Raw genomic sequence first — 15,998 nt, forward strand, 5'->3', positions numbered from 1 at the left:
CAACGCGCCCCCCGGAGGACCCGCCATGACCCAAGCCCAAGGCATCCTGAACCAGATCCTGGACTACGCCAATCGTGCGAACCCGTACCCGCTGTACGAGGAACTGCGCAAGACCCCGGTCTTCCACGACGGGGAAGGGCCGTACGTCATCAGCACCTACTACGACATCCAGAGCCTGCTGCACGACCCGCGGCTCAGCTCCGACTCCCGCAACCTGGCAGCGGTGGCCGGGGACCCGCTGGCCGAAGGCGCGGAGGAGGGGGCCGCGGCCCTGCCGCCGTCCTTCCTGAAGCTGGATCCCCCGGAACACGACCGGCTGCGCCGGATGACCAACCGGCCCTTCGGGCCGCCGCACTCCCCGCACCGCATCGAAGGGATGCGCGGCGACCTCCGCGATATCGTCATGGGTCTCATCGACAACCTCGGCGACCCCGCACGCATCGACCTCGTCGATCAGTTCTCCTACCCGTTCCCCGTCACCATGATCTGCCGGCTGCTGGGCGTGCCGCGCGAAGACGAGGCACGCTTCCACGTCTGGGCCGACACCCTCGCCGCGAGCCTGGACCCCGACCCGGACGCCGACCAGGCCGAGCGGCTCAAGACCACCCACGACGCCCGGATGGAGCTGGGCATGTACCTGGCCGGGCTGATCGAGGAGCGGCGCAAGGACCCCGGCGACGACATGCTGTCCCAACTGGCCGCCGGGCACGGCCAGGACGAGACGATGAGCACGATGGAGCTGCTCAGCACCGCCGCCCTGCTGCTGATCGCGGGCCACGAGACCACCGTCAACCTGATCACCAACGGGATGCTCACGCTTCTGCGCAACCCGGACGTCCTGGGGCAGTTGCGCGAGAACCCGGGACTTTCGGTGCCCCTGGTCGAGGAGTTGCTGCGGTTCGAGCCGCCGGTGCAACTCCTGCCGCAGCGCACTCCGCTCGTCGACATCGAGGTCCGAGGGGTCACCATCCCCAAGGGCTCCTCGATGTGGCTGATCCTGGCCTCCGGCAACCGGGACCCGAACCGCTTCAAGGACCCGGACCGCTTCGACCCGTACCGCAAGGACATCCAGCACCTGGGCCTCGGCAGCGGTATCCACAGCTGCTTCGGCGCCCCGCTGGCACGCCTGGAGGCGCAGCTCGCCCTGAGCGAACTGGCCCGCCGCTTGGAGAACCCGCGCCTGATCGAGGACCCGCCGGCCTATCGCCAGAACGCGGTCCTTCGCGGCCCGCGCCACTTGCCGATCACTTGCGACGGGATCCGACCCTGAAGGCGGTCAGCCCTTCTGCTGCCGCGCTTTGTCGATCTAGGCTTTGGCGCATGTCACAATCAGTAAGACTTGTCATCCTGATCACCACTCTTCCGGGTCGCGGCCGGGAGCAGATCGATGCATACGAGCGGCTCGCGCCGATCGTGCGAGCCGAAGACGGATGCCTGCAGTACGACCTGCACCAGGTGAGTGGCGATCCCGACCGCTTTGTTCTCATCGAGCAGTGGTCGTCGAAGGCGGCGCTCGCCGCACACGATGTCACCCCGCACATGATCGAAGCCGACGCGGCCAGCCCGGCGTTCCGAGCGGGTCCCGCAGAGGTGATCGAGCTCGTCGCCGAACCACTGGCCTGAACGAATCACGCACCGAGCCTTACGAGCTTGTGCCCGCCGCCCCCGCGGGCGGCGGGCCGGGTACCGTCCGGCGTCAGGTGCCCTGCTGGACCGTGCGCCGGTAGTGCTCGGCGATCTCAAGCCGTGCCCGTCGAGGTGACGTGCTGGTGGGGCCGGGTGCGAACCCCGGCCCTCGTTACTGGCCCACCCGTCCGTCGATGCACTCGCGCAACAGGTCGGCGTGCCCGCAGTGACGGGCGTACTCGTCGATCCTGTGCACCATCAGCTCCCGCACCGCGATCCCGTCCTTGCCCACGCGCTCGCCCAGGTCCGGGTGCTCGGCCAGCGCGGCGTCGGTCGCGGCCTGCTCACGCTCCAGGTCGAAGTACGCGGCGTCGACCACGGCCTGCTCGGCGACAGCTCCGTAGAAGTCCGAGTCACGCTCGCCGTACAGCTTCGGCAGCGGGTCACCGTCGCTGATCCAGTTTCGCCAGTCCCGTTCCACCTCGGCGAGGTGCCGAACCAGGCCGAGCAGCGACATCGTCGACGGCGGAACCGACTGACGGGCCAGTTGCTCCGCATCCAGGCCCTCGCACTTCATCCGCAGGGTCATGCGGTAGCTCGCCAGGAAGTCCTGCAGCGTCGCAAGCTCGCCGTCCGGACTGACTCCTTCGCTGTTGCGGGGGTCGTCGTCCGGATCGGCCCACATGTCGGGGTAGACGGTTGCCTGAGTCCATCGCGCGGGTTGGTCACTCATGCGCCGCATGTTCGCCTGTGACGGCCCGAGTTCGCCACTGAGTTATCGCTTCGAGGCGACGCCACGGTGGTGCCGCCAGGTGATCCGCCGGACAGGATCGGACGCGACAGGACCGGACGCGAAAGGACCGGACGGGACAGGACCGGACGGGACAGGACCGGATACGACCGGACCGGACCTAGTCCGTGATCCGCTCCAGCAGCCGGACCGTTACGGGGTCGCCCTCCTCCTTGCCGATCGCCTTGCGGGTGTCGGCTGTCACCGGCAGCTTGTGCCTTCCGTCGCCCAGGGCCATGAAGGAGCTCCGGAAGGGATGGCCGTCGATCGTGCCGCGGACCTTGACCAGGCCTCGCGTGCCGAAGAACTCGGTCGACTCGGGCCAGATGACATAGGTCCAGCCGCCCTTCTCCGGGCTCTTCTGCAGGATCGCTGTGAACTGCTCGTCCATGACGGATCGCCTCCGGCGTCACGGGGGCCTGATGCCTCCTCTCCACGGTAGACGGCGACGGGCGCCGGAAATCATCGCGTATCCCCGTGATCCATCGATCGGGAGCTCAGGGGGAGCCGGCCGTCCGGACGCCGAGGCGGCAGCCACAGGCGGGCCGACGGATCGCGGACCAGCTGCTTCGACTAGGGTCGGGGACCGCACACCATGAGCCACCATCGACCACGAGGAGCAGCCGTGAGCCGGCCGGCGTCCACCGTTCTGCAGCAGGAGATCGCCCGGGAACTCCAGGTGTCGGAGACTTTCGACGCACAGCGGGAGATCGAGCGCCGGGTGGCCTTCCTGGCGGAACGGCTCACCTCCACCGGCCTGCGCTCCCTGGTGCTCGGGATCAGCGGCGGGGTGGACTCCACCACGGCCGGACGGCTCTGCCAGCTCGCCGTGGAGCGGGCCCGCGAGGGCGGTCACGAGGCGACCTTCTACGCGATGCGGCTGCCCTACGGCGTCCAGGCCGATGAGAAGGACGCCCAGCTCGCCCTCGGCTTCATCAACGCGGACCGGGTGCTGACGGTGGACGTCAAGCCCGCCAGCGACGCCGCGCTGGAGGCCGCCCTCGCCGGCGGTACCGTCTTCCGGGACGCCCACCACCAGGACTTCGTGCAGGGCAACATCAAGGCCCGCCAGCGCATGATTGCCCAGTACGCGGTGGCCGGTGCCCACGACGGTCTGGTCGTCGGCACCGACCACGCGGCGGAGGCGGTCTCCGGCTTCTTCACCAAGTTCGGCGACGGCGCGGCCGACCTGGTCCCCCTGACCGGCCTGACCAAGCGCCGGGTACGCGCCGTGGCCGACCTCCTGGGCGCCCCGACGGAGCTGGTCTGGAAGACCCCCACGGCGGACCTGGAGACCCTGGACCCGGGCAAGGCCGATGAGGACGCCCTCGGTGTCACGTACGACGACATCGACGATTTCCTGGAGGGCAAGCCCGTCGACGAGCGCGCCTTCGACACGATCGTCCGCCGCTACCGCCTCACCGAGCACAAGCGCCAGCTCCCGGTCGCGCCGTAACGGATCCATCCCGCTCACGCAGGCATGGGGCGGCGGCCTGGTCGCCCCCGTGGACGGCCTGCGGTTCGTCGTCCCCGTCCCCAGCGTGTACGCCCGGCCGAACCCGAAGTACTCCGGGCGCCGGGGCGGGGCCACCTGGCTCAACATGATCAATGACCAGGCGGCGGGGCTGGGCGGGAAGGTGGTGGCGGGCACCGTCCGTGACGAGGACGTGGCCCGCCTCTCGCCGTTCGTGCGGCACCACATCAACATGCTCGGCCGGTACTCCTTCCAGCTCCCCGACCTGCCCGGCGGCCTGCGTCCGCTGCGCGACCCGGAGTCGGCCGAAGACGTGTGACCCCGGTGCGGGCGGCCGTCACCGCCCGGGGCTATCCCCGCGGTGACGCTTGCACTGGTCACCGGCGCGCCGAGCGTGGCGGCGGGTGAGAGCTCCGGGCTGCTGCTGGGCCGACGCTGGGGTGCGCGCGGCCGCCACACCGGTGGCTGCGACGGCCATGGATGGCATCGGCTCGTGGTTCGAGTCAGTCAGCCCGGAGCAGGGCGTGCAGCTCGGCGGTGTCGACGATGTGGGCCCGTGAGGGGAAAACTCGATGGAGCAGGACGTTGTGGACTTCGGTGTCCGGGTCGGCGACGCCGTCGGACAGGACGTATAGCTGGTAGTCGCGGTCGGCCGCGTCCATAACGGTAGACAGGACGACGCCGCTGGTACTGATGCCGGAGACGACCAGAGTGGTGATGCCGCGCTCACGCAGCTGCTGGTCGAGGTCGGTGGTGGACATACCGCCGTGGCGGATCTTGCGCACGACAATGTCGCCGTCCTGGGGAGCCAGGCGCTCGTGGATGGCGGTGGCAGGGTCTTCGTGGTGCATGACGCGGTGTTGGGCCAGCGGGGCGAAAGACTTGTTGATGGCCGGGATCGCGTCCCAGTCGGCCTCGGTGAAGCCGACGCGTACGTAGGCGATGGTGCCGCCGTTTGCGCGAATGTCGGCGATGGCCCCTTCCACGCGACCGAGCAGGGCTTTGGAGTCCCCGCCTTCGGGCAAAAGGGCCAGGATCGCGGGTTGGCAGTCCATGACGAGAAGAGCGGTGTGCGCGGGGTCAAGTGCGGGGGCAGTACTCACGCGAGTGTTCTCCTTGCTTGTGGTGTGCGCATGGTCGACGCGGACGTGCATCGGCGGACCAGCTGCGGGCTTCAGCGGCGAGTGCGGTGTGTCATGAGTGGCTACGGGCCGGTTCCGGCTCGTGCTGCGACGTCTGGTCGTGTCGGGGAAGCAGGAGCGGGGTGGTCAGGATGAGCAGTCCCGCGACCGTGAGAGCGGTGCGTGGGCTGGTGGCGTCGGCGAGCAGCCCGCCGAGCGCGGTGAAGATGGCGATGGACGCCTGCTGGCCGATTGACCAGGCCGACAGGGTGCGGGCGACGAGGTGCTTGGGGGTGTGTTCGAGCCGGTAGGTGGCGAGCACCGGGGTGTACAGGCTCATGTTGGTGATGATTGCCAGCTCGACAGCTATCACGGTGACGAGGCCGACGACGCCGGGGCGGACGAAGGCCAGGCCGATCAGCCAGATGGCGCGCAGGGTGCCGACGGTCCGGAAGACCCTGTGCTGGCCGTAGCGGGCCACGACACGGCGGGCTAGCCGGGAGCCGATGAGTCCGCCGGCACAGGGGGCGGCGAAGGCGAGGCCGTACTGCCAGGGTGGGAACCCGAGCTGGCGAAGGAGGAGCACGGCCAGCAGCGGTTCGGTGGCCATGATCAGACCGGCGACGAGCATGTTGTTGAGGTAGAGCGCCCGCAAACCGGGATGGCCCATGATGTGTCGCCAGCCGTCAATCAATGCGCCTGCCCGGACTGGGCCTTTGTTGGTTGTTTGCGGCGCTTCTTCTCGGCCGTGAATCGCGGTGATGCCCAGCGCAGAGAACAGGTAGCTGAGCGCGTCGGCCACCACGGTGGTGACCGGCCCGAACAGGCCGATCGCCGCCCCGCCCAGCGGTGGGCCGACCGCGATGGAGCTCCAGTTCGTGGACTCGAACCGTGCGTTGGCCACGAGCAGGTCATCCGGCCGGACGAGGGCCTTGAGGTAGGCGCCGCTGGCCGCGTTGAAGGCGATCTTGGCTGCGGCGACCACGGCCGAGGTCACGAGCAGCTGGACGAAACTGAGCCAACCGAAGGCGTAGGCGACCGGGATCGTCGCCATGACCGCAAACCGGGTCAGGTCCATCGCGATCATGACTGGGCGCTTGCGCCGAAACTCCACCCACGGCGCGAGTGGCACCGCGATCAGCGCGCCCACCGCAGGCCCCACCGCGGACAGCGCGGACACCTCAGCGGGGCTGGCATGCAACGCCAGCACGGCGATCAGCGGGAATGCCCCGAACCCCAGCCCGGACCCGTAGGCGCTCACCGCATATGCCGCCCACAGCCAGCCGAACTGCCGGCCCAACCGTCTCCTGCTCACCATGTTCAGCGCGCCCCTTGATGTCCCACCCGAACAAACTGACGTTGACCGGTGAGAGCTAAGCGAGCTGCACAGCAACAGGTCAAACAACTGCCCAGCCAGCAATTCACAACCATCCGTTGTTCACTAAGGTGGGCGGGGTGGATCTCGAAGCCGTACGTACCTTCGTCGCCGTCGTGGAAGCGGGCCAGTTCCAGAAAGCCGCCGCCGACTTGGCGGTCACCCAGCAGGCTGTCTCCAAGCGCGTCGCGACGCTGGAGCGCGACCTCGGCGTGCGGCTGTTCACCCGCACGCCGCGCGGCGCCGAGCTCACCATCGACGGGCAGGCGTTCCTGCCTCACGCGCGGGAGCTGCTGCGCGCCGCCGAGCGTGCGGTCGCGTCCGTTCGCACCGGCCGCCGTCCGCTGCGCGTCGACGTGATCAACTCGCGCGGCGCGGCGTCGGGCCTGATGCGCGGATTCCACCGCGCCCACCCCGAGATCGAGCTCGACGTGCTGATGCTGTTCGACATCGAGCCGACCGTCACCACCATCCGCTCCGGCACGATCGACGCCTCCTTCCGCGCCGTCGCCGCGCCCGGCCGTCCCCTTCCTGAGGACGTGGAGTCCGTCCGGGTGCTCGACGAGCCGCTCCAGCTCCTCACCGGCCCCGCCCACGCGCTGGCGGGCGCCCGGTCGGTGACCCTCGCCCAGCTCGCCGGGCACCGGATCTGGATTCCCGGCATCGTCCCCGGCACCGAGTGGGCCGCCTACTACGACGACCTCGTCGCCGAGTTCGGCCTCACCATCGAGTCGACCGGCCCCAACTTCGGCTCCGACGCCCTCCTCGACACCGTCGCCGACACCCCGGCCCTGGCCACCTTCATGGGCGAGCACACCCGCCTCATCTGGCCCGCCGGCCACGGCCTGCGCCGCATCCCGGTGACCGACCCGACCCCCGTCTACCCGCACTCGCTCCTCTGGCACCGCGACAACCCCCACCCAGCGCTGGCCACCCTGCGCGCCCACCTCGCCGCCACAGCGGCCGGCCACGACGCCGCCGGGACCTGGACGCCGGGCTGGGTGATTCCGCGCTGAACGGCTCCGCGCATTCGATCATCGTGGCCGGATCGACGGACGGTAACCCGGGGGCACACGTGGCCATCGGCACACTCCCGCTCTCCCCCACCGCGAGTTATACGGGAGTTCCACGTGTTCACCGCCGCGGTGCCCCACAGCAGTTCAAGAGCCTCACCGATCTCATCGTCCGCGACCGACGCCAGCGACCGAGCCTCGCCGATGCGGCTGACCAGCGGCGTCGGACTTTGCAACACCATCCGGAGCTTCCTGTTGTGGTGTTCGGCCAGCAAGCTCACCCGGCCCTTCCGACTGCCTCCAGTGCAGATCAGCCGGGCCACAGCGATGCCGCAAAGCGAGCGCCTGGAGCTGATCGGCCGCCTTCTCACGGACCCGAGCCTGCCCCTACGAGCCCGGGTCGCGGGGACCATCGTCCTGCTTTACGCCCAGCCGCTCAGCCGTGTCGTCCGCCTCACGCTGGACGACATCACGCGCGCCCAACAGCAGACCCTTCTCCGGCTCGGCGAGCCGCCGTCCCCAGTTCCCGAACCGCTCGCGGAACTCCTGTTCCGCTGGCTCGACAGCCGGGACAAGGCGAGCCCACCGGTCTCAACCCCCGCCTCCCGCACGACACACACATCAGCCGACGCGATCAGGGCGAGCGCTGCGGAACGTGCGCCGGTAAGCATCCGGAGGCACGCCCACGCTGCGGCTGAAGTGCCGGCGCAAGGTCGTGGCGGTGCCCATGCCGGTGGCCGCGGCGATCGCATCGACGGTGTCGCCCGTGGTTTCGAGGAGTTCCTGGGCCCGGTGGATGCGCTGGGTCAGCAGCCAGCGCAGGGGAGTGGTTCCGGTGATGGCGGTGAAGTGGCGGGCCAAATTACGTGAGCTCATGTTCGCCTGGCGGGCCAGCTGCTCCACGGTGAGCGGCTGGTCGAGGCGCTGCATCACCCAGGACAGCAGGGCGGCGAGGGAGTGGTCGCGGGGTTCGGGCAGCGGGGTGGCGACGAACTGGGCCTGGCCACCGGCCCGGTGGGGCGGGACGACCAGGCGGCGGGCGACCTGGTTGGCGATGGCCGAGCCGTGGTCGAGGCGGATCAGGTGCAGGCACAGGTCCATGGCGGCGGCCTTGCCGGCGGAGGTGAGCACGCGGCCGTTGTCGACGTAGAGGACGTCCGGGTCCACCTGCACGCGAGGGTACTTCGCGGCCAGCGCCGCGGCATGTATCCAGTGGGTGGTGGCGCGCTGCCCGTCCAGGAGGCCGGCGGCGGCCAGCACGAACGCGCCCGTGCACAGGGACGCCACACGTGCGCCGGCTTCGTGCGCGGCGCGTACGGCGTCGACCAGCTCGGCGGGCGGTTCCTCGTCGGGGTCGGCGCACGCCGGGACGATCACCGTATCGGCGCGTGCGAGGTGGTCGAGTCCGTGGTCGGGTTCGAGGCTGAACCGGCCCCCGACCGCCACGGTGGCCGGGCCGCAGACGGTGAAGTCGTACCAGGGATCGACCAGGTCGGAGCGGTCGACGCCGAACACGTCGCAGGCGGCGGCGAGTTCGAAGTGCGGGACGCCGGTTGTGACGGCCAGCGCGACAGTTCTCATGTCCGAAAGTGTACGGGCGATGGCAGTGCTGCCACTCGCTGCCGAAGGCCGGTGCGAGCACGATGGCCTCAGTGGATCATTCGCACAACACAGGGGGATCTGATGGGATCGACTCAGACGGTGGCGGTCTTCGGTGCCTACGGGCACACCGCGCGCTTCGTGGTGGCAGAACTGCTGGAGCGGGGGTTCACCCCGATCCTCTCCGGGCGTGACACCGACAAGCTCCGTGCGCTCGGGGAATCGTTCCCCGGCCTGGAGGTGCGGCCGGCGTCGGTGGACGATGCGGCCTCGCTCGATCGTGCGCTGTCCGGCGCAGCAGCCCTGATCAACTGCGCCGGACCCTTCGCCGCGACGACCGCGCCGGTGATCGAGGCTGCGCTGCGGGCACGGATTCCCTACGTCGACATCGCGGCGGAGGTGGAAGCGGTCGCCGACACGTTCGCGCACTTCGACGAGCGGGCCCGCGACGCCGGGATCGTCGTCGTCCCCGCGATGGCGTTCTACGGCGGCCTGGGCGACCTGCTGGCCACCGCGGCGATGGGCGCATGGGCGCAGGCCGACGAGGTGTCGCTCGCCTTTGCCCTGAGCAGCTGGCATCCCACTGCCGGGACCCGGAAGGCGACCCAGGTCTCACGGCGGCGGCGCGACAACCAGCGCCTCGTCTTCACGGACGGCCGCCTGGAGCTGCGCACCGACCAGGCCCCCACCGGCCGATGGTCCTTCCCGGCACCGGTGGGCGAGCAGGCCGTACTGGAGGAGTTCACCACGGCGGACAGTGTGACCATCCCGCGTCACCTGAAGACCTCAACGCTCCACACGCGCATGACGGTTGAGGCGATCAAGGACGTGTTGGCTCCGGATGCCGCGCCGCCGGTGCCGGTCGACGAGCGCGGGCGCTCCGACCAGACCTTCCTCGTCGATGTCGTCGTACGCTCGGGCGACACGCACCGCCGTGCCGTGGCCCGCGGCCGGGACATCTACGCGATCAGCGCACCCCTCGCCGTCGAAGCGGTCAGCCGCGTCCTTGCCGGACAGGTCAAGAGGGTCGGGGCGGCCACAGCGGGGGAGATCTTCGACGCGCCCGGGTTCCTGGACTCGCTGTCCCCGCACCTGTTGTTCGAGCTGGGCGAGGTCGAATCCGGCGGCGCCGTGCGGGGATCGGCATCAGCGACGCTGCGGCCTGCGGCCGGGTGAGGGCCGGGGGAGACGCACGTCACATTCATTCCTGTCACATCTTGCCCGGCCATTCCGTCAAAGGTGTGTAACCACTAGCAATGGCAGGGGAGATCACCATGGATGCTCGCTTGAACCTCTTCGGTAACCCGGTCGCAGGCCAGTTCCTGCGGTACATCAACTCGGCGGGCAAGGTCCTGGCGGACTCGACGCTGCCGGCCGCGACGCAGGAGCTGGTGAAGCTCCGCGCCAGCCAGATCAACGGCTGCGGTTTCTGCACGGACATGCACAGCAAGGACGCCGCGCACGCCGGGGAGACCTCGGTGCGGCTCAACCTGCTCGCGGCCTGGCGGGAAGCCAACGTCTTCACCGATGCCGAGCGCGCCGCCCTGGAGCTGACGGAGCAGGGCACCCGCATCGCGGATGCGGCCGGTGGAGTCACGGCCGAGGCCTGGGAGAACGCCGCAAAGCACTATGACGAGGACCAGCTCGCCGCGCTGGTGTCCCTGATCGCACTCATCAACGCCTACAACCGAGTGAACGTAATCGTCCAGCAGCCGGCCGGCGACTACCAGCCCGGCCAGTTCGGATAACCAGGAGTCACTCGGCCACGGCGACCCGCCCCGGTCATCACGGCGCACGCCACAGTGCGGCGGTCTGGCTGGATGCCTTCCACACCTCCGGACCTCCGGCCGGGGCGCGCCACACCTGGATCAAGTACTCCTCGACGGGATCGCTCGCGCCGCGCGGATCGCCGCCGTCGCGGTTCCTGCCGTGGACGCGGATGCGGTAGTCGCCGGGGCCGGGAAGGTCCAGCCGGGCCGACGGGTCCACTTCGGTGCCGGTCGTGGCGAAGTCGATGAACGCGGAGGACCATGAGACGGGCACCTCGGCGACGTCCTGCCACCTCTCGGCGTCCAGAGGCGGGGCCTCGTCCCAGAGCTGGGCGGTGACAGCGATCTGGCCGGTCTCCTGCCCGCACAGGATCCGGGCGCTACCGTCGTCCGGGTCGGCCTCGACGAGGCCGTTCAGCGACCACTCGGGCTCGAACTCGGCTACGAGATCCTCCCCCGTGAGGTCGATCGTGCCGGCGTCGACGTGGACGGTGCTGGTGGTGGCGTGCTGCAGGGCGGGCATGTGGGGTCTTCCCCTCGGTTTCGAATCGGAACGGGGCCGCACCCATGGTGGGTGCGGCCCCTGCTCTTTGGGTGCCGGTTCAGCCGAAATGCCGGCGCAACGGTGGGTCAGTCGCTGCCGCAGCCGACCGGCCCCATCGCCTGAGGCGGCGCCACCGCACCCGCGGACTTGAGGACACGGACGTAGAACGCGTCGCCCTCCAGGACCCGCTGACCGTTCAGCGACGCCTTGCGCAGGCTGCCCTCACGGGAGTTGTCGCGCCCGTCGAGGAAGTGGCAGGAGTAGTCCGGATTCCGGCTGGCCCCTTCCAGCGACTGGGCGAACGGGTACTCGTCACAGGCCAGCCCGCTGCCCGGCGGAGGCCGGGGCACATTGCGGCCGCAGGCCACGTCACGGTTCGCGTCGGTGATCGTGTCGTCGAACGTGCGGTGCAGCGGGTACCGGGTACCCGGTTTCCCCCACGGCTGCTGAAGGTTGCGCTGCGCCCAGTCGACGTGCCAGGCCACCGCGTCGACCCGCGGGTTGGCGGTGTCCAGCTCCCACACCGCCGCGATCTCGGGGTACACGCAGCCGCCGTACTGGACGGGAGTGATGCGCGGGGTGCTGTCGCAGCGCGGCCGGAACGTCTCTCCGATGACGGCGCTGCCCTCGTCGTGACGGGGCGCGTCCAGGGTGGCGTACGGGCGGACGCTGTCGTTGACCAGAGCCTTGCCCGGCGACGACACGGTGAACTCGTACGTCCGCGTCTGGTTCGGGAACAGGAACTGTTCACCCGACTCGTTCACGTCGCAGTGGTTGCAGTCTAACCCGACCCGGGCGTTGGTCAGCCAACCCGCCCACGAGGACGGGTCGGTCAGCCGCAGCTCCACCTTGTACTTCGACTCGTACCGGTTGCGGGGGTTCAGGGTGGAGGTGACCTTGGAATGCAGGGTCGCCTTCCCAGCGGGTGCTCCGTTGATCGTGTAGATCACCGGGATCTTCAGGTTCGAGCACGACTCGGTACGGCTGAGCCGGATGAACCCTTCGGCACAGTCGAGTGCCTGGGCGCCCATGTCGCCGTCGGGGGTCGTGAGGGTGGTTGCCTTCTCCGGCGTGCCGAGCTCGATCGCGAGCTGACCCGATCCGGAGTCGTTCGGTCCGGGCGCGGCACCGGCAGGCGTGGCCACTGCCAGCGGTATCAGCAGGGCTGCGCCGATCGCAGCGACTGCCGCGCGTATCTTGCCTAACGATCCTTTACCCATGCGGGTGAGTCCTCCGTAGGTCGAACGGATTGACCCGTGCATGCTGAAACGTTCACTGATGCTCGGTCAACAGGCCGTTGAGATGTACCGAACGTCCTCACGCGAACCCCCCGACGTGCATGCAAAACCCCCACACCGGCAACCCGCTCCTCCGGGGCCGGCAAAGGGGCTTGAGTCTCCACCGGCTGGAGGGTTGAGGATTGACCTCGTGAGCGCCCACACCGAGTTGTTGACCATCGGCCGGCTCGCCCGCCGCACCGGACTTTCGGTGCGCACGATCCGCTTCTGGTCCGACAGCGGCGTCGTCGCGCCGGCCGGCCGCTCGGCGGGTGGCTATCGGCTCTACGACGCCGAGGCCGTCGCCCGCCTCGACCTGGTCCGCAGCCTGCGTGAGCTGGGATTCGACCTGGACACGGTGCGCCGGGTGCTGGCCAGGCAGGTGACGGTGCACGACGTGGCCAGGACGCAGCTGCGGGCGCTGAACGCGGAGATCCGCATGCTGCAGGTGCGGCGCGCTGTGCTGCAGCGGGTCGCTCGACATGGCAGTACGACCGAGGAGATGGGACTCATGCACGAGCTGGCCCGGATGTCCGCCGACGAGCGGCAGCGGATCACCGACGACTTCGTCCACGAGACCTTTGACGGCGTTGACCCCGACGCGCCCGGCGGACACATCGCGCAGACCATGCGCACCATGCCGGCGGAACTGCCCGCCGACCCCACTCCCGAGCAGGTGGACGCTTGGGTTGAGCTGGCCGAGTTGGTCGGGGACGAGGGATTCCGGAATCGGGTACACGAGATGGCCGTGGCCGGTGCGCAGGCAGGGCAGGAGCCCCACGGCCCCGCCCCGACCCGGCGCAGGTCGCGGAGCACGCCGCCGGGCGGTGCTCGAGGGCATTGCTACGGAGTCGGACGAGGGCAAGCAGATCCTGGACCGGATCGTCGACGCGGACCTGCCCTCGGCGGAACGCATTCGGCCGCACCGGCCGGCTCGTCACCAGCGCCGCCCTGATCCTCTTCCTCGCCTTCGCCGCGCTCGCCTCCGGCCCCGGCACCGACCTCAAGACCCTGGCGACCGGCCTCGGCATCGGCATCCTCCTGGACGCGACCATCGTGCGGATGCTGCTCGTTCCATCCCTCGTCTCGCTGTTCGGCTCGTGGAACTGGTACCTGCCGGGCTGGGCGGCCCGTCCGCTGCGCGTACAGCTGTCCTACCCGCACCCGGAGCGGGCGGAGCCCGCTCCGAGGGGACCGGCGGGCTGAATCATCGGCCGCTCCACTTGGTCCCCGACATCCGGACAGGACCGGCACCGTCACGCCGTACGCGTCGGTCGACGGCGAGGAGCAGTGCGGTCGGCAGAGCGCGTCGCAGACGACCGCCCAACGAAGGGATTCCGGCCAGGTCACGGACCTTGGCGCTGGGCTAGCCGGGCGAGTGGCAGGACGACACGGAGATCCAGGCGCGGGCCGATTCGCCCACGGGGACCGGAGTCGGGGCCCGCAGAACGGCATGGTCCGCACGTATCCGCCGAGGTTCTCGTCAAGCCACAGGGCCGGGAGCCGCCTGCGGCGAGCCGGCGCGTCGTCGAAGGCGCGGCTGACGGCCTTGGCGGTAACGTTCATGGGGATCGAGCTCACTACTCGAAAGTCCTGTCCGATGAGTGGCACCACCGAACCAGACGGGGTCGAACCCGGCAGGGTCACGGCCGACGGCTCGAATCCCTTCCCACGGCGCTGGGTGGCGCTGGTGTTCATCTCTCTGGCGCAGCTGATGGTGGCGCTGGACGCCACGATCGTGAACATCGCACTGCCCTCCGCCCAGTCCGAGCTGGGCTTCTCCGACGCCAACCGGCAGTGGGTGATCACCGCCTACACACTCGCCTTCGCCGGCCTGGTCCTGCTGGGCGGCCGCATCGCGGACTACGTTGGCCGCAAGCGCACGTTTATGGTCGGCCTGATCGGCTTCGCCGCCGCCTCCGCCGCGGCCGGCGCAGCGGTCAACTTCGGGATGCTCACCGGCGCCCGCGCACTGCAAGGGCTCTTCGCCGCCGTGCTGGCCCCCACCGTTCTGTCCCTGCTGACCGTGACGTTCACCGAAACCCGCGAACGCGCCAAGGCCTTCGCGGTCTTCGGCGCGATCGCCGGAAGCGGTGCGGCCGTGGGACTGCTGCTCGGCGGGGTGCTCGCGCAATACCTGAGCTGGCGCTGGTGCCTGTACGTCAACGTGCCGGTCTCGGCCGTCGCGGCCTGCGGCGGATGGCTGGTACTGCCCGGCATCCGGCCGGCGGCCAGACAGCACTTCGACGTGCCGGGCGCGCTACTGGCGGCCGGCGGGCTGGTGGCGCTCGTATTCGCGTGCACCGAGGCGATCGGCCAGGGCTGGAGTTCCGGGCTGGTGATCGGGCTACTGGTGGCGGCCGCAGTGCTGCTCGCCCTGTTCGTGCTGCTGCAATCCCGGGTGGAGCATCCCCTGCTGCCGCTGCGGATCGTGCGGGACCGCAACCGCGGCGGTTCGTATCTGTCCATGGCGCTGGCGCTGGCCGGGATGCTCGGGCTGTTCCTCTTCCTGACGTACTACTTCCAGGTCGTCCAGCACTACTCGCCGGTCAAGACGGGATTGGCCTTCCTGCCGCTGATGGCGGCCGTGCAGGTGGGCGCCGGCGGGATCGCCGGCCGACTGCTTCCCCGGGTGCCGCCCCGTGTGCTGGTCGTGCCCGGACTGCTCACGGCGGCCGCGGCCATGGCGCTGCTCACCCGGCTCGACGTCGGCAGCGGCTACGCGGCCCACGTCCTGCCCGCCGAGATCCTGCTCGGCGTCGGCATGGGCTGCACCTTCGTACCGGCCATCAGCACCGCCACCTTCGGCGTCGACCCGCGCGACGCCGGGATCGCCTCGGCCGTGGTCAACGCCGCGCAGCAGGCGGGTGGCTCGATCGGCACGGCACTGCTCAACACCATCGCGGCCAGCGCGACGGCCGCCTACCTCGGCGGGCTACCGCACGGCAGCCCGCCGTCGGCGGCGGCCCTGGTCCACGGCTATTCCGTCGCCGCCGCCTGGGGCGCCGGCATCCTCGCCACCGCCGCGGTGCTCGCCCTCGCGCTGATCAACGCCCCGGCTCCGCACCGGCCGTAAGGCATCATCCGCTTCGAGCTGGCGCCGCTGCGAGGCCGGGTCCAGGGCCGGATCAGGCGCTGCCGATGATGGGGCCCTGCAGCGGGATCGATGCCATGAACGGTAACGCTCACGCCGGACGGGTCATGGTGCTCGACCGACGGCACAGCTGACGCCTCACCCCGGCGACCGAGGGCCGGATGGGGGCGTAGGCTTCGAGCTCGGCGTTCACGGTCACGACGGGCAATCCCTTCGGGCCCCCAGGGGTGCGTTGAGCGTCCCCGGATTGTTGAGGTTCTAGAAGGGTGTCAGTCGTGTTCCTCGACCTCACATGTCTCGGCACCGGCCACCTATG

16 protein-coding genes and 3 pseudogenes are annotated in these 15,998 nt (G+C 69.9%); 11 read left to right on the forward strand and 8 right to left on the reverse strand.

Annotated elements, in window-relative coordinates; all coding sequences use genetic code 11:
• Positions 1-25 precede the first annotated feature (25 nt).
• Positions 26-1,270 (forward strand): cytochrome P450, encoded by a 1,245-nt coding sequence (locus J7I97_RS10345; protein WP_214933064.1) that lies wholly within the window; start codon positions 26-28, stop codon positions 1,268-1,270.
• Positions 1,271-1,320: 50 nt separating this feature from the next.
• Positions 1,321-1,623: a putative quinol monooxygenase gene (locus tag J7I97_RS10350; RefSeq protein WP_214933065.1), complete on the forward strand. Its 303-nt coding sequence runs from the start codon at positions 1,321-1,323 to the stop codon at positions 1,621-1,623.
• Positions 1,624-1,798: 175 nt separating this feature from the next.
• On the opposite strand, the gene J7I97_RS10355 is transcribed toward J7I97_RS10350, so the two are convergent.
• Together J7I97_RS10355 and J7I97_RS10360 are read right to left on the reverse strand one after the other, a co-directional pair.
• The gene (locus J7I97_RS10355) at positions 1,799-2,368 is read right to left on the reverse strand and encodes a DinB family protein (RefSeq protein WP_214933066.1); all 570 of its coding nucleotides are present in this window, start codon (positions 2,366-2,368) and stop codon (positions 1,799-1,801) included.
• 169 nt (positions 2,369-2,537) lie between these two features.
• Positions 2,538-2,807 (reverse strand): DUF1905 domain-containing protein, encoded by a 270-nt coding sequence (locus J7I97_RS10360; protein WP_214933067.1) that lies wholly within the window; start codon positions 2,805-2,807, stop codon positions 2,538-2,540.
• Positions 2,808-3,041: 234 nt separating this feature from the next.
• Here J7I97_RS10360 and nadE point away from each other — a divergent pair, with 234 nt between their 5' ends.
• Together nadE and J7I97_RS40215 are read left to right on the forward strand one after the other, a co-directional pair.
• Positions 3,042-3,872, forward strand: a complete 831-nt coding sequence (gene nadE, locus J7I97_RS10365; protein ID WP_308363816.1) for an ammonia-dependent NAD(+) synthetase — start codon at positions 3,042-3,044, stop codon at positions 3,870-3,872.
• Between the two features lie 4 nt (positions 3,873-3,876).
• Positions 3,877-4,209 (forward strand): annotated as a pseudogene (locus tag J7I97_RS40215) (Tn3 family transposase); the annotation flags it as partial.
• 184 nt (positions 4,210-4,393) lie between these two features.
• Here the strand turns inward: J7I97_RS40215 and J7I97_RS10380 are convergent.
• A complete protein-coding gene (locus tag J7I97_RS10380) occupies positions 4,394-4,993 on the reverse strand; it encodes a cysteine hydrolase (protein WP_308363814.1) in 600 nt (199 codons plus the stop codon).
• A 91-nt stretch (positions 4,994-5,084) separates the two neighbouring features.
• The gene (locus J7I97_RS10385; protein WP_214933202.1) at positions 5,085-6,329 is read right to left on the reverse strand and encodes an MFS transporter; all 1,245 of its coding nucleotides are present in this window, start codon (positions 6,327-6,329) and stop codon (positions 5,085-5,087) included.
• 137 nt (positions 6,330-6,466) lie between these two features.
• On the opposite strand from J7I97_RS10385, the gene J7I97_RS10390 reads away from it, so the two are divergent.
• Positions 6,467-7,402, forward strand: a complete 936-nt coding sequence (locus J7I97_RS10390; RefSeq protein WP_214933077.1) for a LysR family transcriptional regulator — start codon at positions 6,467-6,469, stop codon at positions 7,400-7,402.
• A gap of 101 nt (positions 7,403-7,503) precedes the next feature.
• On the opposite strand, the pseudogene J7I97_RS38320 reads toward J7I97_RS10390, so the two are convergent.
• Positions 7,504-7,608, reverse strand: a pseudogene (locus J7I97_RS38320) (site-specific integrase); the annotation flags it as partial.
• A gap of 412 nt (positions 7,609-8,020) precedes the next feature.
• Positions 8,021-8,980: a helix-turn-helix domain-containing protein gene (locus J7I97_RS10395; protein ID WP_214933079.1), complete on the reverse strand. Its 960-nt coding sequence runs from the start codon at positions 8,978-8,980 to the stop codon at positions 8,021-8,023.
• A 102-nt stretch (positions 8,981-9,082) separates the two neighbouring features.
• Between J7I97_RS10395 and J7I97_RS10400 the strand changes: the two genes are divergently transcribed.
• Entirely contained in the window at positions 9,083-10,174 is a 1,092-nt protein-coding gene (locus J7I97_RS10400) for a trans-acting enoyl reductase family protein (RefSeq protein ID WP_214933081.1), read from the forward strand.
• 98 nt (positions 10,175-10,272) lie between these two features.
• Positions 10,273-10,746 carry a carboxymuconolactone decarboxylase family protein gene (locus tag J7I97_RS10405; RefSeq protein ID WP_214933083.1) on the forward strand — a complete coding sequence of 158 codons (474 nt, stop codon included), beginning with the start codon at positions 10,273-10,275 and terminating at the stop codon, positions 10,744-10,746.
• 37 nt (positions 10,747-10,783) lie between these two features.
• On the opposite strand, the gene J7I97_RS10410 is transcribed toward J7I97_RS10405, so the two are convergent.
• Both J7I97_RS10410 and J7I97_RS10415 read right to left on the reverse strand, forming a co-directional pair.
• The gene (locus J7I97_RS10410; RefSeq protein WP_214933085.1) at positions 10,784-11,290 is read right to left on the reverse strand and encodes a hypothetical protein; all 507 of its coding nucleotides are present in this window, start codon (positions 11,288-11,290) and stop codon (positions 10,784-10,786) included.
• Positions 11,291-11,397: 107 nt separating this feature from the next.
• Positions 11,398-12,456, reverse strand: coding sequence for a hypothetical protein (locus J7I97_RS10415; RefSeq protein ID WP_214933087.1), 1,059 nt, complete (start codon positions 12,454-12,456; stop codon positions 11,398-11,400).
• Between the two features lie 283 nt (positions 12,457-12,739).
• On the opposite strand from J7I97_RS10415, the gene J7I97_RS10420 reads away from it, so the two are divergent.
• The 4 genes and pseudogenes from J7I97_RS10420 to J7I97_RS10430 all read left to right on the forward strand — a co-directional run bounded on the left by J7I97_RS10420 (position 12,740) and on the right by J7I97_RS10430 (position 15,664).
• On the forward strand, positions 12,740-13,543 hold the full coding sequence (locus tag J7I97_RS10420; RefSeq protein WP_308369424.1) for a MerR family transcriptional regulator: 804 nt from the start codon (positions 12,740-12,742) through the stop codon (positions 13,541-13,543).
• Positions 13,543-13,647 (forward strand): annotated as a pseudogene (locus tag J7I97_RS40220) (hypothetical protein); the annotation flags it as partial. The gene J7I97_RS10420 and the pseudogene J7I97_RS40220, both read left to right, overlap by 1 nt.
• A 3-nt stretch (positions 13,648-13,650) precedes the next feature.
• Positions 13,651-13,794 (forward strand): hypothetical protein, encoded by a 144-nt coding sequence (locus J7I97_RS40225; RefSeq protein WP_374195458.1) that lies wholly within the window; start codon positions 13,651-13,653, stop codon positions 13,792-13,794.
• A 394-nt stretch (positions 13,795-14,188) separates the two neighbouring features.
• On the forward strand, positions 14,189-15,664 hold the full coding sequence (locus J7I97_RS10430) for an MFS transporter (RefSeq protein WP_214933089.1): 1,476 nt from the start codon (positions 14,189-14,191) through the stop codon (positions 15,662-15,664).
• Positions 15,665-15,998 lie beyond the last annotated feature (334 nt).

Origin of the sequence: Streptomyces sp. ISL-87 (assembly GCF_018614095.1) — a bacterium.
Lineage (GTDB): Bacteria > Actinomycetota > Actinomycetes > Streptomycetales > Streptomycetaceae > Streptomyces.